Origin of the sequence: Paracoccus sp. TD-10, assembly GCF_048270675.1 — a bacterium.
In the GTDB taxonomy this organism is placed as follows: Bacteria; Pseudomonadota; Alphaproteobacteria; order Rhodobacterales; family Rhodobacteraceae; genus Paracoccus; species Paracoccus pantotrophus.
In genome coordinates this window covers 1,345,493-1,367,543 of the sequence record NZ_CP182418.1, presented here as the reverse complement: position 1 = coordinate 1,367,543, position 22,051 = coordinate 1,345,493, and the positions used below count along the sequence as shown (strand labels likewise).

General features: G+C 68.3%; 24 protein-coding genes. 18 read left to right on the top strand and 6 right to left on the bottom strand.

Translation table 11 applies throughout. The annotated features are described in order from the left end of the window. Positions 1-21: 21 nt before the first annotated feature. On the bottom strand, positions 22-777 hold the full coding sequence (gene mazG, locus ACNKFW_RS06750) for a nucleoside triphosphate pyrophosphohydrolase (protein WP_051419631.1): 756 nt from the start codon (positions 775-777) through the stop codon (positions 22-24). A gap of 286 nt (positions 778-1,063) precedes the next feature. Here mazG and yajC point away from each other — a divergent pair, with 286 nt between their 5' ends. From yajC to ACNKFW_RS06695, 11 genes are all read left to right on the top strand, one after another. Then, positions 1,064-1,396, top strand: a complete 333-nt coding sequence (gene yajC / locus ACNKFW_RS06745; protein ID WP_024844539.1) for a preprotein translocase subunit YajC — start codon at positions 1,064-1,066, stop codon at positions 1,394-1,396. A 16-nt stretch (positions 1,397-1,412) separates the two neighbouring features. Next, entirely contained in the window at positions 1,413-3,077 is a 1,665-nt protein-coding gene (gene secD / locus ACNKFW_RS06740; RefSeq protein WP_028710318.1) for a protein translocase subunit SecD, read from the top strand. 12 nt (positions 3,078-3,089) lie between these two features. Next, positions 3,090-4,082 carry a protein translocase subunit SecF gene (gene secF / locus ACNKFW_RS06735; protein ID WP_147427998.1) on the top strand — a complete coding sequence of 331 codons (993 nt, stop codon included), beginning with the start codon at positions 3,090-3,092 and terminating at the stop codon, positions 4,080-4,082. Further along, positions 4,082-4,438: an Mth938-like domain-containing protein gene (locus ACNKFW_RS06730; RefSeq protein ID WP_024844542.1), complete on the top strand. Its 357-nt coding sequence runs from the start codon at positions 4,082-4,084 to the stop codon at positions 4,436-4,438. Before secF ends, ACNKFW_RS06730 begins: the two co-directional genes overlap by 1 nt. After that, positions 4,435-5,067, top strand: a complete 633-nt coding sequence (gene ccmA / locus ACNKFW_RS06725; RefSeq protein WP_147427999.1) for a heme ABC exporter ATP-binding protein CcmA — start codon at positions 4,435-4,437, stop codon at positions 5,065-5,067. The genes ACNKFW_RS06730 and ccmA overlap by 4 nt, the downstream gene beginning before the upstream one ends. A gap of 55 nt (positions 5,068-5,122) precedes the next feature. Then, positions 5,123-5,779, top strand: coding sequence for a heme exporter protein CcmB (gene ccmB, locus ACNKFW_RS06720; protein WP_024844544.1), 657 nt, complete (start codon positions 5,123-5,125; stop codon positions 5,777-5,779). 52 nt (positions 5,780-5,831) lie between these two features. Next, positions 5,832-6,557, top strand: coding sequence for a heme ABC transporter permease (locus ACNKFW_RS06715; RefSeq protein WP_024844545.1), 726 nt, complete (start codon positions 5,832-5,834; stop codon positions 6,555-6,557). Beyond that, positions 6,554-6,697: a heme exporter protein CcmD gene (gene ccmD, locus ACNKFW_RS06710; protein WP_024844546.1), complete on the top strand. Its 144-nt coding sequence runs from the start codon at positions 6,554-6,556 to the stop codon at positions 6,695-6,697. The genes ACNKFW_RS06715 and ccmD overlap by 4 nt, the downstream gene beginning before the upstream one ends. A gap of 13 nt (positions 6,698-6,710) precedes the next feature. Continuing rightward, complete coding sequence (locus tag ACNKFW_RS06705) at positions 6,711-7,229, top strand: DsbE family thiol:disulfide interchange protein (protein ID WP_024844547.1); 519 nt, start codon at positions 6,711-6,713, stop codon at positions 7,227-7,229. A gap of 193 nt (positions 7,230-7,422) precedes the next feature. Beyond that, positions 7,423-8,526: a histidinol-phosphate transaminase gene (gene hisC / locus ACNKFW_RS06700; RefSeq protein WP_024844548.1), complete on the top strand. Its 1,104-nt coding sequence runs from the start codon at positions 7,423-7,425 to the stop codon at positions 8,524-8,526. After that, the gene (locus ACNKFW_RS06695; RefSeq protein ID WP_147428000.1) at positions 8,526-9,461 is read left to right on the top strand and encodes a prephenate/arogenate dehydrogenase family protein; all 936 of its coding nucleotides are present in this window, start codon (positions 8,526-8,528) and stop codon (positions 9,459-9,461) included. Before hisC ends, ACNKFW_RS06695 begins: the two co-directional genes overlap by 1 nt. A gap of 11 nt (positions 9,462-9,472) precedes the next feature. Here ACNKFW_RS06695 and ACNKFW_RS06690 read toward each other — a convergent pair whose 3' ends face one another. Continuing rightward, positions 9,473-10,480 (bottom strand): DUF2125 domain-containing protein, encoded by a 1,008-nt coding sequence (locus tag ACNKFW_RS06690; protein ID WP_418024096.1) that lies wholly within the window; start codon positions 10,478-10,480, stop codon positions 9,473-9,475. Positions 10,481-10,572: 92 nt separating this feature from the next. Here ACNKFW_RS06690 and ACNKFW_RS06685 point away from each other — a divergent pair, with 92 nt between their 5' ends. The 3 genes from ACNKFW_RS06685 (at position 10,573) to ACNKFW_RS06675 (ending at position 14,157) form a co-directional block, all read left to right on the top strand. After that, a complete protein-coding gene (locus ACNKFW_RS06685) occupies positions 10,573-11,127 on the top strand; it encodes a gamma-glutamylcyclotransferase (RefSeq protein ID WP_024844551.1) in 555 nt (184 codons plus the stop codon). Between the two features lie 74 nt (positions 11,128-11,201). Continuing rightward, on the top strand, positions 11,202-12,776 hold the full coding sequence (locus ACNKFW_RS06680) for a hypothetical protein (RefSeq protein WP_024844552.1): 1,575 nt from the start codon (positions 11,202-11,204) through the stop codon (positions 12,774-12,776). Beyond that, positions 12,766-14,157 (top strand): peptidoglycan -binding protein, encoded by a 1,392-nt coding sequence (locus ACNKFW_RS06675; RefSeq protein WP_147428002.1) that lies wholly within the window; start codon positions 12,766-12,768, stop codon positions 14,155-14,157. The genes ACNKFW_RS06680 and ACNKFW_RS06675 overlap by 11 nt, the downstream gene beginning before the upstream one ends. 50 nt (positions 14,158-14,207) lie before the next feature. On the opposite strand, the gene ACNKFW_RS06670 is transcribed toward ACNKFW_RS06675, so the two are convergent. Further along, complete coding sequence (locus ACNKFW_RS06670; RefSeq protein ID WP_024844554.1) at positions 14,208-14,759, bottom strand: NYN domain-containing protein; 552 nt, start codon at positions 14,757-14,759, stop codon at positions 14,208-14,210. A 48-nt stretch (positions 14,760-14,807) separates the two neighbouring features. Between ACNKFW_RS06670 and folK the strand changes: the two genes are divergently transcribed. The 4 genes from folK to ACNKFW_RS06650 all read left to right on the top strand — a co-directional run bounded on the left by folK (position 14,808) and on the right by ACNKFW_RS06650 (position 18,591). Next, positions 14,808-15,365, top strand: coding sequence for a 2-amino-4-hydroxy-6-hydroxymethyldihydropteridine diphosphokinase (gene folK, locus ACNKFW_RS06665; protein WP_257154276.1), 558 nt, complete (start codon positions 14,808-14,810; stop codon positions 15,363-15,365). 72 nt (positions 15,366-15,437) lie between these two features. Then, positions 15,438-15,794 carry a DNA-directed RNA polymerase subunit omega gene (gene rpoZ / locus ACNKFW_RS06660; protein WP_024844556.1) on the top strand — a complete coding sequence of 119 codons (357 nt, stop codon included), beginning with the start codon at positions 15,438-15,440 and terminating at the stop codon, positions 15,792-15,794. A 22-nt stretch (positions 15,795-15,816) separates the two neighbouring features. Then, positions 15,817-17,934 carry a RelA/SpoT family protein gene (locus tag ACNKFW_RS06655; protein ID WP_024844557.1) on the top strand — a complete coding sequence of 706 codons (2,118 nt, stop codon included), beginning with the start codon at positions 15,817-15,819 and terminating at the stop codon, positions 17,932-17,934. A 12-nt stretch (positions 17,935-17,946) separates the two neighbouring features. Further along, positions 17,947-18,591, top strand: a complete 645-nt coding sequence (locus ACNKFW_RS06650) for a DUF2062 domain-containing protein (RefSeq protein ID WP_147428003.1) — start codon at positions 17,947-17,949, stop codon at positions 18,589-18,591. On the opposite strand, the gene ACNKFW_RS06645 is transcribed toward ACNKFW_RS06650, so the two are convergent. The 3 genes from ACNKFW_RS06645 to ACNKFW_RS06635 all read right to left on the bottom strand — a co-directional run bounded on the left by ACNKFW_RS06645 (position 18,588) and on the right by ACNKFW_RS06635 (position 22,031). Continuing rightward, complete coding sequence (locus ACNKFW_RS06645) at positions 18,588-19,898, bottom strand: NAD(P)/FAD-dependent oxidoreductase (RefSeq protein ID WP_147428004.1); 1,311 nt, start codon at positions 19,896-19,898, stop codon at positions 18,588-18,590. The genes ACNKFW_RS06650 and ACNKFW_RS06645 overlap by 4 nt on opposite strands. Positions 19,899-19,965: 67 nt before the next feature. Then, positions 19,966-21,324 (bottom strand): glutamine synthetase family protein, encoded by a 1,359-nt coding sequence (locus ACNKFW_RS06640; protein ID WP_024844560.1) that lies wholly within the window; start codon positions 21,322-21,324, stop codon positions 19,966-19,968. Further along, complete coding sequence (locus tag ACNKFW_RS06635; protein ID WP_147428005.1) at positions 21,321-22,031, bottom strand: type 1 glutamine amidotransferase; 711 nt, start codon at positions 22,029-22,031, stop codon at positions 21,321-21,323. Before ACNKFW_RS06635 ends, ACNKFW_RS06640 begins: the two co-directional genes overlap by 4 nt. Positions 22,032-22,051: the final 20 nt, after the last annotated feature.

Genomic DNA, 22,051 nt, shown 5'->3' with positions numbered 1-22,051 from the left:
GGCGGCAGGGCGGCCGAGGGATCAGGCGCGTTCGGCAGCCTTGGCCTCGTTCCACAGCGCGTCCATCTCGGCCAGGTCGCTGTCCTCGGGGCGGCGGCCCTGGGCGGCCAGCGCGGCCTCGATGGCGCGGAAGCGGCGGGTGAACTTGGCATTGGCCAGCCGCAGCGCCTCCTCGGGGTCGATCTCCAGATGCCGGGCCAGATTCGCCATCACGAACATCAGGTCGCCGAATTCCTCGGTCAAATGGGCGTGATCGGAGCCGCCCCTGGCCTCGACCAGCTCGCGGCTTTCCTCGGTGATCTTGTCCAGCACCTCGGCGGGGCCCGGCCAGTCGAAGCCGACGCGGGCGGCGCGGTTCTGCAGCTTGACCGCGCGGGTCAGCGCCGGCAGGCCAAGCGCCACACCGTCCAGCACGCCGCGTTCCGCCTTGGCCGCGCGTTCGCGGGCCTTGATCGCCTCCCAATCCCTGATCTGCTGGGCGGCCGACTTGTCGCGGGATTCGTTGCCGAAGATATGCGGGTGGCGGTCGATCATCTTGTCCGAGATCTTCTCGACCACATCGGCAAAGTCGAACATGCCCGCCTCGGCCGCCATCTGCGCGTGGAAAACCACCTGGAGCAGCAGGTCGCCCAGCTCGCCGGGCAATTCGTCCCAGGCTTCACGCGCGATGGCGTCGGCGACCTCATGCGCCTCTTCGATGGTATAGGGCGCGATCGAGGCGAAATCCTGTTCGATGTCCCAGGGACAGCCGGTCTGCGGATCGCGCAGCGCGGCCATGATCGCCAGCAGCCGGCGGATTCCGGTGCGGTCCGTCGCATCGCGCGCCAGTGCGGGATGGTCCGGCGCGGGGTGGGGCGCCTTGTCCTCGGCCATCGTGATCTCCCTTGGTCGGCTCGTCGCATTGACCTGCCACATGCGCGGCCCCATGTCCACGGCGCGCCCAGGTCGCACCCGCCCCGCGCCAAGGTCCGGGCTTTCTTGCCATCGGTCCGAGCCGCGGATAGGGTGCGCGCCAATTCCGCCGGGGGATCTCCCGGAGAACGTCAGCACAGGGATAGACTGAATGCTCGTGACCCCCGCCTATGCCCAGGCCGCCGGAGGCGCTTCCGGCGCTGCAGGACTCGCCTCGTTCCTGCCGCTCATCCTGATCTTCGTCATCATGTATTTCCTGATGATCCGCCCGCAGCAGAAGCGCGTGAAGGAACATCGCGCCATGGTCGAGGCGCTGAAAAAGGGCGACGAGATCGTCACCCAGGGCGGGATGATCGGCAAGGTGACCTCGGTGCGCGACAACGAGCTTGAGGTCGAGATCGCTCCCGGCGTCAAGGTCCGCGTCATCCGCTCGACCGTGACCGGGCTGGTGAACCGCACCCAACCCGCCGCCGCCAACAGCTGAAGAACCGCATCCCGCCATGCTGGACATCCCATTCTGGAAGCGTCTGCTGATCCTGGGGCTCGTCGCCCTGGGTCTGCTCTATGCCATGCCGAACCTGTTCTATACCAAGGTCGAGCAGCATAACGACGCCGTCACCGCCGCCGAACGCAACGGGTTCGAATCCCAGGAAGACGCCGCCGCCCGCGCCGGTTGGCCGGACTGGCTGCCCTCGGGGCTGGTCAATCTGGGCCTCGACCTGCGCGGCGGCGCCCATCTTCTGGGCGAGGTGCATGTCCAGGATGTCTACAAGGCGCGGATGGATGCGCTTTGGCCGGAACTGCGCGACGCGCTGGCGGCGCAGCGCGACGTGGTCGGCGCCGTCCGCCGCGTCCAAGCGCCCGAGGGCCAGCTGGCGGTCGAGATCGGCAACCCCGATCAGATGGCGAAGGCGGTCGAGATCGCCCGCGGCCTGGCCGTGCCCGTCACCTCGCTGACCGGGGCGGGGCAGAGCGACCTGGCGATCTCGGCCTCGGGCAACCGGCTGACGGTGCAGCTTTCGGACGCGGAAAAGGCCGCGACCGACGACCGCACCGTGCAGCAGTCGCTGGAGATCATCCGCCGCCGCATCGACGAGGTCGGCACGCGCGAGCCGACGATCATGCGCCAGGGCAAGGACCGCATCCTGATCCAGGTGCCCGGCATCGGCTCGGCCGAGGAACTCAAGCAGTTGATCGGAACCACCGCGAAGCTGACCTTCAACCCGGTGGTCAGCCGCACCGCCGACGCCAATGCGCGTCCCGGCACCGGCAACGTGCTGCTGCCCTCGATGGACGAGCCCGGCGTCTATTATGTCATCGAGGAAAACCCGGTCGTCACCGGCGAGGAACTGACCGACGCCCGGCCCAGTTTCGACCAGAACGGCCAGCCGGCGGTGGATTTCCGCTTCGGCCCGTCGGGCGCCAAGCGATTCGGGGCCTATACTTCGGCCAATATCGGCCAGCCCTTCGCCATCGTGCTGGACAACCAGGTGATCTCGGCGCCGGTGATCCGGCAGGCGATCACCACCGGCTCGGGCCAGATCTCGGGCGCGATGAACGTGGACGAATCGACCCGGCTGGCCGTGCTGCTGCGCGCGGGCGCCCTGCCGGCGCAGATGACCTTCCTGGAGGAACGCACCATCGGCCCGGAACTGGGGCAGGATTCGATCGACGCCGGCCGGCTCAGCTCGATCATCGCCACGGTCGCCGTGGTGGCCTATATGGTCGCAAGCTACGGGTTGTTCGGCGTCTTCGCCTCGATCGCGGTGATCGTCAACGTCATCCTGATCCTGTCGGTCATGTCGATGATGGGGGCGACGCTGACCCTGCCGGGCATCGCCGGCATCGTGCTGACCGTCGGCACGGCGGTCGATGCCAACGTCATCATCTACGAACGCATCCGCGAGGAATTGCGCGCCGGCAAGCGCATCGTCAAGGCCATCGACGACGGCTTCGGCGAGGCGATGTCGGCGATCATCGACGCCAACGTCACCAGCTTCATCGCGGCCGCGGTGATGTTCTTCCTGGGCTCGGGTCCGGTCAAGGGCTTTGCGGTCACGCTGACCATCGGCCTTGTCACCTCGGTCTTCACCGCCATCTACCTGACGCGGTTGATGATCGTGTTCTGGCTGGAATGGCGCAAGCCCAAAGAACTGATCTTGTAAGGGAGCAGGACCATGGCATTTCGTCTGAAACTCGTTCCCGACAATACCAGCTTCAACTTCTTCCGCTGGCAATGGCTGACCTTCGGCGTCTCGGCCGCGGCCATGGTCGGCTCGGTCCTGCTGCTGCTGGTGATGGGGCTGAACTTCGGCATCGACTTCAAGGGCGGCACCACCATCCGCACCGAAAGCCCGACGGCCTTCGATGTCGGCGATTACCGGCAGGCGCTCAATGACCTGGACCTGGGCGACGTCTCGATCACCGAGGTCTTCGACCCGGCCTTCGGCACCACCAAGCATGTGGCGATGATCCGCATCGGCACCACGGACGAGACCGGATCGGTCACGCCCGAGCAGCTGAACGAGATCGAGGCGGCGCTGCACACCGTCGATCCGCAGGTGGTCTTTGCCGCGGTGGAATCGGTCGGGCCCAAGGTTTCGGGCGAGCTGATCAAGACTGCGCTCTATGCCGTGGGCGCGGCGACCATCGGCATCATGTTCTATATCTGGCTGCGCTTCGAATGGCAGTTCGCGCTGGGGGCGGTGATCTCGCTGATCCATGACGTGCTGCTGACGGTCGGGCTGTTCTCGCTGTTCCAGCTGCGCTTCGACCTGACCACCATCGCGGCGCTGCTGACGACGCTGGGCTTTTCGTGCAACGATACGGTCGTGGTCTTCGACCGGCTGCGCGAGAACCTGATCAAGTACAAGACGCGGCCGCTGCTCGACCTGATGAACCTGACCTGCAACGAGACGCTGTCGCGCACCATCATGACCGCCGTCACCACCGCCATCGCGCTGACCGCGATGCTGATCTTCGGCGGCGACGTGATCCGCGACTTCGTCATCGCCATGCTCTGGGGCGTGATCGTGGGCTGCTATTCGACGATCTATGTCGCCAAGAACATCGTGCTGTGGCTGGGCGTCAAGCGCGACTGGTCCAAGCCCGGTCCCAGCGAAAAGGCGCCGGGCGAGGACATTCCCGCCGCCTTCCGGGATGCGCCCTGATGCCCATGATGGTGCCGACGGAATTTTCCGGGGCCGTGCCGGTGGACGGCTACGGCCCCGGCTTCTTTCGCGTCGGCGGCGTGGCGCATCACGGCGCGGTGATCGTCACCGCCCAGGGCGTGCAGCCCTGGGGCGGGCTGGATGACCGTGCCGCCCTGCTGGCGCTGGCCGGGCGGGTGGACGTGCTTTTCCTGGGCATGGGGGCCGAGATCGCCTTTCCGCCGCCCGAGCTGGCCGCCGCGCTGGAAGCGGCCGGGATCATGGCCGAGCCGATGAGCTCGCCCTCGGCCGCGCGCAGCTACAACGTCACGCTGTCCGAGGGCCGGCGCGTGGCCTGCGCGCTGGTCCCGCTATGAGCCTGCTTGCGGTCCGCGACCTGGCGGTGGCGCGCGGCGGGCTGCGTGCCGTCGAGGGCGTCAGCTTCGACCTTGCCGCCGGCGGGGCACTGGTGCTGCGCGGGCCGAACGGCATCGGCAAGACCACGCTGCTGCGCAGCCTGGCGGGGCTTCAGCCGGCGGTGGCGGGAGTGATCGAGGCCGCACCCGACGCCATTGCCTATGCCGGCCATTCCGACGGGCTGAAGCCGGCGCTGAGTGCGGCCGAGAACCTGCGCTTCTGGGCCGAGATCTTTGGCGGCGAGGATATTGCCGGGGCGCTCGACGCGATGAACCTGCGCGAATTGGCCGACCGCCCGGCCCATGCGCTGTCCGCCGGGCAGAAGCGGCGGCTGGGGCTGGCGCGGCTGATGGTGACGGGCCGCCCGGTCTGGCTGCTCGACGAGCCGACGGTGTCGCTGGACCGCGATTCGGTGTCGCTGTTCGCCGCCATGCTGCGCGCCCATCTGGGCCGGGGCGGGGCGGCGGTGATTGCCACCCATATCGAACTGGGCCTGCCCGAGGCCGAGATCCTGGAGCTTGGCCCCTATCGCGCCAGCCAGGCCCGCCGCGAAGCCAGGCCGGCCGGCTTCAACGAAGCATTCGGATAAGGAGCGGGCGGGTGGAGGATCGGCGGATGAGCAATGGCCGGACGGGGGCGGGCGGATGAAGGCGCTGCTGATCCGCGACCTGCGGCTGGCCACGCGCGCCGGCGGCGGCTTCGGCCTGGCGCTGGCATTCTTCCTGATCGTCTGCACGCTGGTTCCCTTCGGCGTCGGCCCCGAGGGCGGCCAGCTTTCCCGCATCGCGCCGGGCATCCTGTGGGTGGGGGCGCTGCTGTCCTGCCTGCTGTCTCTGGACCGCATCTTCGCCCTGGATTTCGAGGATGGCAGCCTGGACCTGCTGGCCACCGCGCCCCTGCCGCTGGAGGGGACGGTGGCGATCAAGGCCGTCGCGCATTGGCTGGTGACGGGCCTGCCGCTGGCGCTGTCGGCGCCGGTCTTCGGGCTGCTGCTGCATCTGCCGGGGCCGGCCTATCCCTGGCTGGTCGCCTCGCTGATGCTGGGCACGCCGGCGCTGTCGATGCTGGGCGCCTTCGGTGCGGCGGTAACGGTGGGGCTGCGCCGCGGCGGGCTGCTCATGTCGCTCCTGGTGCTGCCGCTTTACGTGCCGACGCTGATCTTCGGGGCCGAGGCGGTGCGGCGAGGTGCCGCAGGGGCCGATCCGGTGACGCCTTTGGTCTTCCTGGCGGCGATCACGCTGGCCACATTGGCCCTGGCACCCTTTGCCGCAGCCGCTGCGCTGCGTGTCAATCTGCGGTGAACGCGACCACTGGCCACTTGAGCGGGCGCCGCGCCCGATTTAGGAAGCGAACATGTCAATCTGGGAATATGCCAACCCCGTCAAGTTCATGCGCACCTCGGGCGCCGTGCTACCCTGGGTGGTGGCGGCTGCTGCGGTCTGCACCGTGGCGGGGCTGGTCTGGGGCTTCCTGACGCCCCAGGACTACAAGCAGGGATCGACGGTCAAGATCATCTTCCTGCACGTGCCCGCGGCGCTGATGGCGATCAACATCTGGCTGATGATGCTGGTGACTTCGCTGATCTGGCTGGTGCGGCGCCACCATGTCAGCGCGCTGGCCGCCAAGGCGGCTGCGCCCGTCGGCGCGGTGATGACGCTGATCGCGCTGATCACCGGGGCGATCTGGGGCCAGCCGATGTGGGGCACCTGGTGGGAATGGGATCCGCGGCTGACCTCGTTCCTGATCCTGTTCCTGTTCTATCTGGGCTACATGGCGCTGTGGGGGGCGGTCGAGAATCCCGACAGCGCCGCCGACCTGACCGGGGTGCTGTGCCTGGTCGGCTCGGTCTTTGCGCTCTTGTCGCGCTATGCGGTGAACTTCTGGAACCAGGGCCTGCATCAGGGCGCCTCGCTGTCCATGGCGCCGGGCGAGCGGATGTCGGCGGTCTATCGCTATCCGCTCTACCTGACCATGGCGGGGTTTTTCCTGCTGTTCCTGGCGCTGCTGCTGGTCCGCACCCGGACCGAGATCCGCCGCCGCCGCCTGGCGGCCCTGCTGGCAAGGGAGAACCGCGCATGACAGAACTTGGCAAATATGCCGGGACCGTCCTGGCCGCCTATGGCGCCAGCCTGGTGCTGCTGGTCGGCATCGTCGTCCAGACCGTGCTGGCCAATGCCCGCGCCCGCCGCGAATTGCAGGAGCATGAACGCCGTGGCTAGGATATCGCCGATGATGCTGCTGCCGGTGGCGGTCTTTGCCGGTTTCGCCGCTCTTGCCGGCTGGGCGCTGTTGCGCGACGATCCCGACGCGCTGCCCTCGGCCATGATCGGGCGCGAGGCGCCCGCGGTCGGCGAGACCACGCTGCCGGGCAAGGTGCAGCTGACCGACGAGATGCTGCGCCAGCCGGGGGTGAAGCTGGTCAACTTCTGGGCCAGCTGGTGCCCGCCCTGCCGCGCCGAGCATCCGACGCTGACCGAGCTTTCGGCCCGGCTGCCGGTCTATGGTGTCGACCTGAAGGATCCCGAGGGCGCCGCGCTGGGGTTCCTGTCCGAACATGGCGATCCCTATCACGCGCTGGCCACCGATCCGCGCGGCCGGGTGGCGATCGATTGGGGCGTGACCGCGCCGCCCGAAACCTTCATCATCGACGGCTCGGGACGCATCCTTTACCGCCATGCCGGGCCGCTGGTGCGCGAGGATTACACGAACCGATTCCTGCCCGAGCTGGAAAAGGCGCTGGCGGCCGAGTGACGGCGGCGCCGGCTTGGCTGCGGCCTTGCTGGGGTATTTTCGGAACGAAGAAGCCTGGGGCGCGCGCGGCGCCGTCGGCGCAGCCTGCGCACTGTCGCGGAAGTATTTGGAAAACGGTGAAGGCCACGGGCCGACAAGGCTTTCCAAGCCTTTCTTCGGGCGCTAAGACGGCCGGGCTTGCAAGAGGGCCGCCATGTCGCAAAACCAGACGACCATCGCTCCGCAACCCGGCATCATGGAGATCTCGCTTTACGAAGGCGGGGCCTCGAAGGTGGCCGGGGTCGAGAATGTCGTGAAGCTTTCCTCGAACGAGAACCCCTTCGGGCCGTCGGACAAGGCGCGCGAGGCGGTGATCCGCGCCGCCCATGCGCTGCATCGCTATCCCAATACCGACCATGCCGGGCTGCGCGCCGCCATCGGCGAGGTGCATGGGCTGGACCCGGACCGTATCATCTGCGGCGTGGGTTCGGACGAGATCATCCATTTCCTGTGCCAGGCCTATGCCGGGCCGGGGACCGAGGTGCTGTTCACCGAGCACGGCTTCCTGATGTACCGCATCTCGGCCCATGCCGCCGGCGCGACCCCGGTGCAGGTGGCCGAGCGCGACCGCGTCACCGATATCGACGCGCTGATCGCGGGCGCTACCGAGCGCACGCGGCTGGTCTTCGTCGCCAATCCGAACAACCCGACCGGCACCATGATCGGCCTGCCGGAACTGGAGCGGCTGGCCCGCGCCGTGCCGCAGGCGATCCTGGTGGTCGATGCCGCCTATGCCGAATATGTCGAGGATTACGATGGCGGCGCCGAATTGGCGAGCCGGCTGCCCAACGTGTTCATGACCCGGACCTTTTCCAAGATCTACGGGCTTGGGGGCTTGCGCGTCGGCTGGGGTTATGGCCCGCGCGAGATCGTCGATGTGCTGAACCGCATCCGCGGCCCCTTCAACCTGTCCAATGTCGCGCTGGAGGGCGCCGAAGCCGCCATGCGCGACCGCGAGCATATCGCCCGCTGCCAGGTCGAGAACGCCCGCTTGCGCGCCTGGCTGGCCGAGGCCTTGGCCGAGAAGGGGGTGCCCTCGGATACGTCCTGCGCGAATTTCGTCCTGGCGCGCTTTGCCGATGCGGGGACGGCCGAGGCCTGCGACGACTATCTCAAGGCTCAGGGGCTGATCGTGCGCCGCGTCGCCGGCTACGGCCTGCCGCATTGCCTGCGTATCACCGTGGGCGACGAGGCCTCGTGCCGGCGCGTGGCCCATGTCATCGGGCAGTTCATGGCCGAGCGGGCGGGAAGCCATTGATGGCCGTGATCTATGATCGCGTGGCGCTGATCGGGCTGGGGCTGATCGCCGGCTCGATGTCGCTTGCCATGCGCGAGGCGGGGCTGGCCGGTGAGGTGGTAGGCCATGCCCGCAGCCCCGAGACCCGTGCCGTCGCGGCCGAGATCGGGCTGGTCGACCGCGTGGCCGAAAGCGCCGCCGAGGCGGTGCAAGGTGCCGATCTGGTGGTGCTGGCGGTGCCGGTCGGCGCCATGGGCGCGGTCGCGGCCGAGATCGCGCCGCATCTGAAGCCGGGCGCGACCGTGACCGATGTAGGCTCGGTCAAGCAGGCGGTGATCGAGGCGGTGGCGCCGCATATCCCCGCGGGCGCACATTTCATCCCCGGCCATCCGCTGGCCGGGACCGAGCATTCCGGGCCACGCTCGGGCTTCGCCTCGCTGTTTCGCAACCGCTGGTGGCTGCTGACCCCGGTCGAGGGCAGCGATCCGGCGGCGGTCGAGCGGCTGTCGGCGCTGATCCGTGCCATGGGCGCCAATGTCGAGGCGATGGATGCCGCCCATCACGACCTGGTGCTGGCGGTGACCAGCCATACGCCGCACCTGATCGCCTATACCATGGTGGGGGTGGCCGATCACCTCAAGCGCGTCACCGAAAGCGAGGTCATCAAGTATTCCGCCGCGGGCTTTCGGGATTTCACCCGCATCGCCGCCTCGGACCCGACCATGTGGCGCGACGTGTTCCTGCAGAACAAGGAGGCGGTGCTGGACATCCTGGGCCGCTTCACCGAGGAGCTTTTCGTGCTGCAGCGGGCGATCCGCATGGGCGACGGCCAGCACCTGCACGACTACTTCACCCGCACGCGGGCGATCCGGCGCGGCATCATCGAGGCCGGGCAGGATACCGCGGCGCCCGATTTCGGCCGCAGCCTGGCCGCGGGCGAGGCGCCGAAACCCTAGCGGCGGGGGCCCTAGCGCCGCGGGAAGGTCGGGGCCGGGCCCAGCACCATCGGGCCAAGGCTCATCCTGCCATCGGCGAAGTTCAGCGGCAGGCGCAGTTCGCCCTTGGCCGCGGGGGGGAAGCGCAGGCCGGCATCCTCGGGGAGCGGCAGGTCCGAGATGTTCTTCAGCATGGTGCCGGCCAGCACCACCACCCTGGGCGGGATGAGCCCGGCCGTGGCGGCGGCCTGCAACAGCGACTCGGCATCGCTGGTATAGACCACGAGCCGGCCCCGGGCGCGGCCCTGGGCATCCGCCTCGATCCGGCCCAGGATACGTGCCTGCACCGCGCCCAGGCGCAGTTCGGCATCGTCGAGCCGCAAGCCCACAGGCAGCGGCGACCGGTCGGGGTCCAACGTCGCCGGACGGGGCAGGGCATCCAGCCAGACCCGCCCGGTGGCGGCCAGGCTGAGCCGGCCGGGCAGGGGCAGGGTCGCGAACAGGCCGGGCTCCAGATCGTCGAGGCTGATATCCAGGTCATAGGCCGCCGCGGCACCCGCCGGCGCATCCGCATCGAGATCGCGCCGCACCGCGTCGGCACGCAGCCGCGTGGCAAGCGCCGCGCCCTCGACCGTCAGGGGGCCGGCCTCGATCCGGGCCGAGGCCATGGCCAGCCCGTTCAGCGGCTGCACGCGCAGCCGGGCGGCGGCATCGCCGAGGCCCAGATCCAGCGGACCCGAACCGGGATCGAGCACCGCGCGGGGCGGCAGCGCCAGCCGCAATTCGCTGGGCCGCAGCGGGCTGAGCCAAAGCTCGGCCTGCGACAGTTCGACGCGGCCGAGATCGGTCTGCATCTCCACCGCCAGGGCCCGCACCCCGAGCCGCCGCGGGTCGCGCAATTCCTGCACCGTCTCCAGCTTCGCCGCGGGCTGCCCGGCCGCAATCCGGCGCAATTGCTGCGCCGCCAGGCTTTCTGCACTCAGCCACAGGCCGCCCAGGACCAGGGCCAGAACGATCAGGGGGGCTAGCAATCGGCGCATCCTGTCCTCGCGCATGTCATGGCGTCTTGGAACGCCGATCCCGCTGTCCTAAGTTTTTCCTGACCGAATTATCTAGGGTGCCGGGGTAAAGAATGGGTGAACGGCCGGAGCATTGGGTCTTTGCCTATGGCTCGCTGATGTGGGATCCGGGCTTTCCCGTGGCCGAGATGGTGCCGGCAAGGCTGGACGGCTATGCCCGCAGCTTCTGCCTGCGCTCGATCGTCTATCGCGGCACAAGCGAGCGGCCGGGCCTGGTGCTGGGCCTGGATGCCGATCCGGGGGCGCATTGCCGGGGCCTGGCCCTGCGCGTGGCCGAGCCGGACTGGGACGAGACGCTGGCCGGGCTGCGCGCGCGCGAACTGACCACCAACGCCTATGCCGAGCTTTTCCTGCCGCTGGTCCTGGAGGACGGCCGCGGCGTCGAGGCGATCACCTATGTGATCCGGCGCGACCATGACCAATATGCCGGCCCGCTGGAACTGAACGAACAGGCTCGCATCATCGCCCTGGCGCAGGGCGGGCGGGGGCCGAACGCGGATTACCTGTTCAATACCGCCCGGCATCTGGCGCAGATGGGCATCGAGGACCGGGCCATGGCCGAACTGGTGCGGCAGGTCCGCGGGCTGTTGCAGCCCGGCGGGAAATAGACAGGCGCGAGGGCGCTTGGCAGGCGCGGGTCCGGCCTCTACAGTCGGCCCGGAAAACAGCAAGGGGGTGGAACTTGTCCCGAACTGACGCCGAACCGCCCGAGGGGCCGCCCGCCGCGTCGGAAGGCCGCCGCTCTCGCGCCGCCCGGCTGGCGGCGACGCGCGACGGGGGCGCGGGCGGGGCCGGCCCGGCGCCACCGCAATTCTCGCAGCCGGTCCGGCAGATCGTGCTGATGCTGATCGTGCTGGTGCTGGTCGTGGCCGGGGCATGGTTCGCCTATGGCCGGATCGTCTCGATCTTTCATTCGAACGAATATCTGAACGGGCTGATCCTGGCGGTCTTCGTCATGGGCGTGCTGGGCTGCTTCTGGCAGGTGGCCGAGCTGGTGAAATCTGTCAGCTGGATCGAGCGTTTCGCCGCCCGGCGCCGCGCCGCCGCCGAACGCGGGGTCAGCGCGGCCGAGCCGGCCGGGCCGGATGACGCACCGCGGCTGCTGGCGCCCCTGGCCGCGCTTCTGGGGCAGCGCGGGCCGGTGGGGGGCGCGATCTCGACCGAATCCTCGCGCTCGATCCTGGAATCGGTGGCGACGCGAATCGACGAGGCGCGCGACATCACCCGCTACCTGGCGAACCTGCTGATCTTCCTGGGCCTGCTGGGCACGTTCTACGGGCTTGCGACCACGGTGCCGGCGGTGGTGGACACGATCCGCGCGCTGGCGCCGCAGGAAGGCGAATCCGGGCTCGAGGTGTTCAACAAGCTGATGACCGGGCTGGAATCGCAGCTGGGCGGCATGGCCACGGCCTTTTCCAGCTCGCTGCTGGGCCTGGCGGGCTCGCTGGTGGTCGGGCTGCTGGAGCTGTTCGTCGCCCATGGCCAGAACCGCTTCTATCGCGAGCTCGAGGAATGGATGTCGGGTTTCACCCGCATCGGCCTGGGCGGCGCGGAGGGGCAAGGGCTGGGCGAGGCGGCTCTGGCCGGTTTCATCGAGCGGGTCGAGGCGCAGATGGCCGGCTTGCAGGCGTTCTATGCCAGCCGCGACGAGTTGCGCGACCAGGAAGCCGCCGCCGCCGACCAGCGCTCGCTGGCCCTGGCCGAGGGGGTGGAGCGGCTGGCCGCGCTGCTGGGCACGGACCGGGATCGGCTGGGCGAGACGCTGGCCGCCGAGCGCGAGGCGACGGCCCAGGCCCTGTCCGGGGTCGAGCGGGCCATCGGCGGGCTGGCCGAGCCGCGCCGCGATCCGGATCTGGTCGCCTTGCTGGAGCGGCTGGCCGAAGGGCAGGACCGGCTTGCCGCCGAGCCGCGCCATGATCCGGCGCTGCCCGCGATGCTGGAGCGGTTGGCCGAGGGGCAGGAGCGGCTGGCGGCGCTTGCCTCGGGATCGTCGCCCGAGGATGCCCGGCTCGCGCGCGCGCTGGAGCGGCTGGCCGAGGGACAGGAGCGGCTGTTGGAACTCGGCGCACAAAAGCCGGCCGCCGCCTCGGGCGACGATCCCGAGGCGCGGATGCGGCTGCGGTCCATCGACGTGCAACTGGGCCGGCTGGTCGAGGAAAGCGCCAGCGGCCGCGACGGCCTGATCGCCGAATTGCGCAGCGACCTTGCGGCGCTGACCCGCGCGATCCGCAACCTGGAGCGCGGCGATGGGGCTTAGCCGGGGCGGCGGCAACCGTTTCTCTGCGACGATCTGGCCGGGATTCGTCGATGCGATGACGGCGCTCCTGATGGTCATGATGTTCGTGCTGACCATCTTTTTGCTGGTGCAATCGGTGCTGCGCGACCAGATCACCACCCAGGACAGCGAGCTGGACCAGCTTGGCCGGCAGGTGGCCGAGCTTTCGGATGCGCTGTCTACCTCGCAGGCGCGGGCGGCCTCGCTGGACCGCGACCTGGCGGCCGAGCGCGACCGGCTGCGGCGCTCGGAACAGGCCGTGGCCGCGGCGCGGGCCGAGATCGACGCCCAGGCCGAGGCGGCGCGGCTGGCCGCCGCCCGGCGCGAGGCGCTGGAGGCGCTGATCGGCGATCTGCGGCGGCGGAATGCCGAAACGCAGCAGCAGCTGGACGAGACCGAGACCGCGCGGCTGGCCGATGCGGCCGCCGCCGAGGCGCTGCGCGAGCGGCTGGCCAGGTCGGATGCGGAACTCGATGCCGCCACCCTGGAACTGGAGGCGGCGCGCAAGGAGGCCGAGGAAACCCTGACCCTGCTGGCCGCCGCCGAGGCTGCCAAGAGGCAGCTGGGCGAGCAGGCCGAGGCCCAGGCCAGCGAGGCCGAGAAGCAGGCCGCCCTGCTGGCCCTGGCCCGGCAGGAACTGTCCGAACAAGAGGCGCTGTCGGCCGAGGACCAGCGCCGGCTGGCCGCGCTGAACCAGCAGGTCGCGCGGCTCAACGACCAGCTGGGCAGCCTGCGCGCGGTGCTGGATGCGGCGGGCGATGAGCGCCGCGAGGCCGATCTGCGCGCCGAGGATCTGGGCCGGCAGCTGAACGTCGCCCTGCTGCGCGCCGCCGAGGAGGAACGCAAGCGCCGCGCGCTGGAAGAGGAGGCGCGCAGCAGGGCCGAGGCCGAGGCCAGGGATCTGGCCCGCTATCGCTCGGAGTTCTTCGGGCGGCTGTCGCAGATCCTTGCCGGACGCGAGGGCGTGCAGGTCGTGGGCGACCGCTTCGTCTTTTCCTCGGAAGTGCTGTTCGCGCCGGGCGAGGCGACGCTGTCGCCCGAAGGCCAGGCGCAGATCGCGCGGGTGGCGGAGATGCTGGGGCAGATCTCGGCCGAGATCCCGCCCGAGATCGACTGGATGATCCGCGTGGACGGCCATACCGACGACGTACCGCTTTCGGGGCTGGGGCGCTATCGCGACAACTGGGAACTCAGCCAGGCCCGCGCGCTGGCGGTGGTGCGCTACATGGTGGAGGAACTGGGCTTTCCGGTGACCCGCCTGGCGCCGGCCGGTTTCGCCGACACCCGCCCGGTGGCGCAGGGTGACACGCCCGAGGCCCGCGCCCGCAACCGCCGCATCGAACTGAAGCTGACCGAACGCTAGGCGCGTGGCAGGCCGCTGTCAGGCGTCGATGGTGCAGGCCCCGTGGCGGGTCAGCTTTCCTGCGGGGCGGCTTCGCGCGGCGGGCGGCCGATGATGTCGCGCAGCGCGTCCAGCTCGATGAAATTGTCGGCCTGGCGGCGCAATTCGTCGGCGATCATCGGCGGCTGGCTGCGCATGGTCGAGACCACCGAGACCCGCACGCCTTGGCGCTGCAGCGCCTCGACCAGCGGCCGGAAGTCGCCGTCGCCGGAAAACAGCACCGCATGATCCAGCCGCGGCGCCAGTTCCATGGCGTTGATAACCAATTCGACATCCATGTTGCCCTTGACCTTGCGGCGCCCCAGCGCGTCGGTATATTCGCGCGCGGGTTTCGTCACCATGGAATAGCCGTTGTAATGCAGCCAATCGACCAGCGGACGGATCGGTGAGTAGTCCTCGTTCTCCAGCAATGCCGTATAATAATAGGCGCGGACCAGCTTGCCGCGCCGTTCGAATTCCTGCCGCAGCAGCTTGTAGTCGATATCGAAGCCCAGCGACTTTGCCGCAGCATAAAGATTCGACCCGTCAATGAACAACGCCAGCCGGTCGTCCTTGTAAAACACGTTTCCCCCGAGATGTCTCGAAACCCAAGTCAGAAAGCGAACTTAGCCTTGGTTGCCCTGGGTGCAAACCTGCCTAGTTCGGCAGGTTCGCCGCCGGAAAGCCTGCGTTTTGCGCTGAAAAAGTTGTCGCAATTACCGCAGGTTGTGCCGGTTGCCTTCAGCCGCTTCTGGTTTACGCCCGCGTTTCCTGCAGGTTCCGGTCCCGAATATGTGAATGCGGCGGCGTCTTTCCGCTGCACCCTTCCGCCCGAACAACTGCTGCGCGAGTTGCACGAAATCGAGGCCGAGCTGGGCCGCCGCCGCGACGGCGGGCGCTGGCAGTCGCGGGGGCTGGACCTGGACCTGCTGGCCCATGGCGATCTGGTGCTGCCCGATGCGGCCGTGCAGGACCATTGGCGCCGCCTGCCGCCGCAGGATCAGGCGCTGCGTGCCCCGCCGCACCTGATCCTGCCCCATCCCCGGATGCAGGACCGCGGCTTCGTCCTGGCCCCCCTGGCCGAGATCGCGCCGAACTGGGTGCATCCCCGCCTTGGGCTCAGCGTGGCGCAGATGCTGGCGGCGCTTCCGCCCCAGGCTTTGGCGGGGATGCGGCCGGCAAGTGCTTGACATTTCCGTCGCGGGCGCCCAAATAACCGGCCTCGCCCCCTGCACCCCGATTCCAGCTGATAAGGTTGACCGATGGCCCGCGTTACAGTCGAAGATTGCGTCGATAAGGTTCCGAACCGTTTTGACCTGGTGATGCTGGCGTCCCATCGCGCGCGCGAAATCGCGGCCGGCAGCCCGCTGACCGTCGATCGCGACAACGACAAGAATCCCGTCGTCGCCCTGCGCGAGATCGCCGACGAAACCCAGCCCGTGGACGATCTGCGCGAGCGCATGATCGAGGCGCACCAGACCCAGATCGAGGTCGACGAGCCCGAGGAGGACGCGATGGCGCTTCTGCTGGGCGCCGAGATGGATCGTCCCAAGCCCGCCGACGAGGAATCGGAAGAGCGCATGCTGCGCATGATGCTGGAAGCGCAAGGCAGGAACTGAATCCAAAGGTCTTCGGCCCATCATGATCGACGTCGAAGACCTCATCGCGCTGATCCGCAATTACAACCCGCGCACCAATGCAGAACTGATCCGCGACGCCTATGAATACGGGCGCCGCATGCATGAAGGCCAGTTCCGCCATTCGGGCGAACCCTATTTCACCCATCCCGTCGCCGTCGCCGCCATCCTGACCGAGATGCGGCTGGACGATGCCACCATCGTCACCGCGCTCTTGCACGACACGATCGAGGACACGCGCTCGACCTGGGCCGAGGTGGCGCAGATCTTCGGACGCGAGATCGCCGACCTGGTCGATGGCGTCACCAAGCTGACCAACCTGCAGCTGTCCGGGGCGCATTCCAAGCAAGCCGAGAATTTCCGCAAGCTTTTCATGGCGATGTCGCGCGATCTTCGCGTGATCCTGGTCAAGCTGGCCGACCGTCTGCACAATATGCGGACGATCAAGTCCATGCGTCCCGAAAAGCAGCAGCAAAAGGCGCGCGAGACCATGGACATCTATGCGCCGCTGGCCGGCCGCATGGGCATGCAATGGATGCGCGAGGAGTTGGAAGACCTGGCCTTCAAGGTCATCAACCCCGAGGCGCGCAATTCGATCATCCGCCGCTTCGTCAGCCTGCAACGCGAATCCGGCGACGTGATCCCCAAGATCACCGCCGACATCCGCGCCGAGCTGGAACGCGAGGGGATCGAGGCCGATGTCTATGGCCGCGCCAAGCGCCCCTTCAGCATCTGGCGCAAAATGCAGGAAAAGCAGCTGTCCTTCTCGCGCCTGTCGGATATCTACGGCTTTCGTATCATCACCCGCACGGAACCCGACTGCTATCGCACCCTGGGCGTGATCCATCACCGCTGGCGCGCGGTGCCGGGCCGGTTCAAGGATTACATCAGCCAGCCCAAGGCGAACGGCTATCGCTCGATCCACACCACCGTCTCGGGGCGCGACGGCAAGCGGGTCGAGGTGCAGATCCGCACCCGCCAGATGCACGAGGTGGCCGAGGCGGGGGTGGCCGCGCATTGGGCCTATCGCGACGGGGTGCGCACCGCGAACCCCTTTGCCGTCGATCCGGGCGAATGGATCGCCAGCCTGACTGAACGCTTCGGCGAAGAGGATCACGACGAGTTCCTGGAACACGTCAAGCTGGAAATGTATTCCGACCAGGTGTTCTGCTTTACCCCCAAGGGCGACGTGATCCCGCTGCCCAAGGGGGCGACGCCCTTGGATTTCGCCTATGCGATCCATACCCGGCTGGGCTCGTCCTGCGTCGGCGCCAAGGTGGACGGGATCCGGGTGCCGCTGTGGACGCGGCTCAAGAACGGGCAGTCGGTCGAGATCATCGCCGCCTCGGGCCAGCGCCCGCAGGCGACCTGGCTCGATATCGTCGTCACCGGCCGTGCCAAGGCGGCGATCCGCCGTTCGCTGCGCCAGGAGGACCGGACGCGCTTCATCCGCCTGGGCTCCGAACTGGTGCGGGTGGCCTTCGAGCATGTCGGGCGCAAGGTCAGCGACAAGGCGCTGCGCACCGCGGCCAAGACCATGGCGCTGCCCGATACCGACGAATTGCTGGCCCGCATCGGCAGCGCCGAGATCTCGGCCCATGACGTGCTGACCACGCTTTACCCGGAACTGGCCGAAAAGCGCAGCGAGATCGACGCCCGGCGCGCGGTGGCGGGGCTGGCGGCCGACCAGGAATTCACCCGCGCGCCCTGCTGCAATCCGCTGCCGGGCGAGCGCATCGTCGGCATCACCTATCGCGGCAAGGGCGTGGTCATCCATGCCATCGACTGCCCGGTCCTGGCCGAGTTCGAGGAAAGCCCCGACCGCTGGGTCGACCTGCACTGGCGCGAGGGCCAGCACCCGGCGGCCTATTCGACCATGCTGTCGCTGACCATCCGCCACGATGCCGGCGTCCTGGGCCGGATCTGCACGCTGATCGGCGCGCAGGGGGCGAATATCTCGGACCTGGAGTTCATCGACCGCAAGCCGGACTTCTATCGCCTGCGCGTCGAGATCGAGCTGCGCGACCGCGAGCATCTGCACACGCTGCTGACCGCGCTGGAAACCGAAAGCGACGTGGCCCAGGTCTCGCGCATCCGCGATCCCTCCGCCCATATGAACTGAGGCCCGGCCGACATGTTCAAGAGACGCAAGCCGCTGAGCTACGCTCAGATGTGGACCGAGATGTTCTATCCGCGCTCGGGCTGGAAGCGGGCGTCGAAATACGTGCTGCACCGGCTGCGCCGCCTGCCGGACCAGCCGCATCGGGTGGCGCGGGGCTGGGCCTGCGGCATCTTCATTTCCTTCACGCCGTTCTTCGGTTTCCATTTCATGGGTGCGGCGGCGCTGGCCTGGCTGATCCGCGGCAATATCCTGGCGGCTCTGCTGGGCACTTTCGTCGGCAATCCGCTGACCACGCCCTTCATCGCGCTGACCTCGGTCGGGCTGGGGCGCTGGATGCTGGGGGTCGAGGGCAAGTTCACCCCGCATCTGATTTTCGACGAGTTCACCCGCGCCGGCAGCGAGCTGTGGAACAACCTGCTCGCGCCGCTCAGCGCCGAGCGCACGGCGCATTGGGACCAGTTGCTGCAATTCAACGAGCAGATCTTCCTGCCCTATGCGGTGGGGGGCGTGCTGCCCGGAATCGCGGTCTCGGTCGCGGCACATTACCTGACCGTGCCGCTGATCAAGGCCTATCACCGCCACCGCGAAAAGCAGATGGCCGAGCGCATCGCCCGCGCCAAGGCCCGGCGCGAACGCGAACTGGTGGAAAAGGGCTAGAAGCCCAGCCGGTCGCGCAGCGAATACCAGCCCATGCCGGCGACCAGCAGCGGCCAGCGCAGCGCAGCGCCGCCGGGAAAGGCGGGCGAGGGCAGGGCGGCCATGGTGTCGAAGCCTTCGCTCTGCCCCTGCACGGCCTGCGCCATCAGCTTGCCGGCAAGATTGGCCAGCGCCAGCCCATGGCCGGAATAGCCGCTGGCCGACAGGCAGTTGGGCGCCGGCCGGGCAAAGCAGGGCATCCGGTTCATGGTGATCGCCAGCGTGCCGCCCCAGGCATGGGTCAGCTTCACATCGACAAGGCCGGGATAGATCTCCAGCAGCGGCTTGCGCACCTTGGCGGCGATGTCGGCGGGAAAGCGATAGCTGACATTCTCGCCGCCGCCGAAGATCAGCCGCCCGTCGGGATCGAGCCGCCAGTAATTCACCACGAATTTGGTGTCATGCACGCCGATATCGCGGGTCAGCACCTCGGCCGCCCGCGCGCCCAGGGGCTCGGTCGCGACGATGAAATTGTTGATCGGCATGACACGGGCGGCGACATGGGTGTCGAGATTGCCCAGATAGCCATTGGCCGCCAGGATGACATGGTCGCAGATCACCCGGCCCTTGCCGGTCTGGACCACGCTCTTTTCGCCGGCGCGGCGGGCGTGGCGGATATGGTGGACATGGCTCAGCTCGCGGATCCTCGCGCCTGCGGCATCCGCCAGCCGCGCCATGCCGATCGCCAGGTTCAGCGGATGCAGATGCCCCGCGCCATGGTCCAGCTCGCCGGCGACATAGGCCTGCGAGGGCACCAGCGCGCGAAAGGCGTCGCGCTCCAGCGCCTCGATCCGATCATAGCCGTAGTCGCGCGCCAGCCTGTCGATCATGGCGCGGGCATGGTCCAGCTCGGCGGACTTGCGAAAGGCATGGGCGATGCCGTCGGCCACCTGAACGCCGCAGCGCGCGGCCAGTTCGCGGGTCAGGCGCTTGGCCTCCTCGGCCATGTCCCACAGGCGATGGGCGGCCTCGCGACCCGCCATCCGCTCCAGTTCATCGACCTCCAGCCGCTGCCCCGAGCCGAGCTGGCCGCCATTGCGCCCCGAGGCGCCGAAGCCCACGCGATGCGCCTCCAGCACCACGACGTCGCGCCCCGCCTCGGCCAGATGCAGCGCCGCGGCAAGCCCGGTATAGCCGGCGCCGACCACCACGACATCGGCGCGCTCCTCGCCGCGCTGCTCGGGGAAAGGCGGCAGCGGGTCGCGGGTCGCGGCATAGAGGCTGGGCGGATATTCCCCCCGCCGGTCGTTGGAAAACAGCAGGTTCATGCTTCGGCTTTCACCGTTTCTCAAATACCCATCCCGACGGCGCCCCAAGGCCAGGCCGTGCCCGGCTCTACACGTTCAGCAGCAGATGCTCGCGTTCCCAAGGGCTGATGACCTGCAGGAACTCCTTGTATTCGTTGCGCTTGACCGCCTGGTAGACGTCGATGAACTCCGGGCCCAGCACCTCGCGCATCGCCGTGTTCTCGTCCATCAGGTCCAGCGCGTCGCCCAGGTTATAGGGCAACTCGTCCTCGGACATATAGGCGTCGCCCAGGCATTCGGCGCGCGGATTCTCGCCCTCGACCAGGCCCAGATAGCCGCAGGCCAGGCTGGCGGCGAGGCCCAGATAGGGGTTGCAATCCATGCCCGCCAGCCGGTTCTCGACCCGCCGCGCCTCGGGCTTCGAGATCGGCACGCGCAGCCCGGTGGTGCGGTTGTCGCGCCCCCATTCCAGGTTGATCGGCGCCGCGAAATCCGGGACATAGCGGCGATAGCTGTTGACATAGGGCGCCAGCAAGGCGACCGCCGCCGGCAGGTGCTTCTGCATGCCGGCGATGAAATGCATGAAGGCCGGCGTCTCGCGGCCCTGCGCGTCGGAAAAGATGTTGCGCCCGTCTCCGATCCCGACGACCGAGTGGTGGATATGCATGGCGCTGCCAGGCTCGCCCTCGATGGGCTTGGCCATGAAGGTGGCGAAACAGTCGTGGCGCAGCGCCGCCTCGCGGATCAGCCGCTTGAAATAGAAGATCTGGTCGGCCAGGGCGACCGGGTCGCCGTGGTTCAGGTTGATCTCGACCTGGCCGGCGCCGCCTTCCTGCAGGATGCCGTCGATCTCGAAGCCCTGTGCCTCGGCGAAGTCGTAGATGTCGTCGATCACCTTGCCGTATTCGTCCACCGCCGACATGGAATAGGCCTGCTTGGCGGCGGCGCGGCGGCCGGTACGGCCCATGGGCGGCATGATCGGCTGGTTCGGGTCGATGTTGCGCGCGACCAGGAAGAACTCCATCTCGGGCGCGACGATGGGGCGCCAGCCCTTCTGCCGGTAAAGATCGACCACCCGTTTCAGCACGTTGCGCGGCGCGATCGGCACCGGATTGCCCGACTGGTCCGAGACGTCGTGGATCACCTGCAGGGTCACGTCCGCCGTCCAGGGCGCCGCCGTCGCGGTCGAGAAATCCGGCGTCAGGATCATGTCCGGCTCGGTGAAGGCGCCCGAGGGATTGTCGGCCCAGTCGCCGGTGATGGTCTGCAGGAAGATCGAATTCGGCAGGTAGAACCGTTCCTGATGCGCGAATTTCGAGGCCGGCATGGCCTTGCCGCGCGCCACCCCGGCGATGTCGGCGACGATGCACTCCACCTCGTCCAGGCGGCGCCCGGCGACATAGTCCTGCGCAGCCTGCGGGGTTTCCTCGATCCAATGCGGCTTCATGCGGCCCCCTGCCGGTCTTCTGCGCTGAAGGCGCGGGGCGCCTTGAAGAAAGCCTCGATCCGGTCGGCGATGCCGGGCGATTGCCGCGGGGTGCCCATGCGGGCGCTGGCCTGGTCCAGGAGCGGCTTGGGCACCGCGCCGCGGCCGCGATGTTCGATCAGCCCCTGGATGAAGGCATCGTCGAACTCGGGATGAGCCTGGACGGTAAAGGCGCGGTCCTCATAGACCAGCGCCGCGTTTTCGCAGAACTCGTTCCGGGCGACGACCTCGGCATCCTCGGGCACGGCGACGACCTGGTCCTGGTGCCAGACGTTCAGCGTGACCTTTTCTCCGCCGAAATCGTAGTCATGCGCGCCGACCGCCCAGCCGCCGGGATGCTTTGCCACCGTGCCGCCAAGTGCCTGGGCGATGATCTGGTGGCCAAAGCAGATGCCGACCAGCGGCACATGTTCGGCATAGGCCCTGCGGATGAAATCCTGAAGCGGCGGGATGAAGGCATGGTCTTCGTAGACGCCATGGCGCGAGCCGGTCAGAAGCCAGCCCTGGGCGTCGTGGACGCCCTGCGGGAACTCCATGTTCTCAACGTGATAGCTGGTGAATTCGAAACCCCGCCCGGCAAGAAGCCGCTCGAACATCGTGTCATAGTCGCCGAGATCGCCGCGAAGTTCCTCGGGCGACTGGCCGCATTTGAGAATGCCGATACGCATGGTGACTGGCCTGTCGGTTG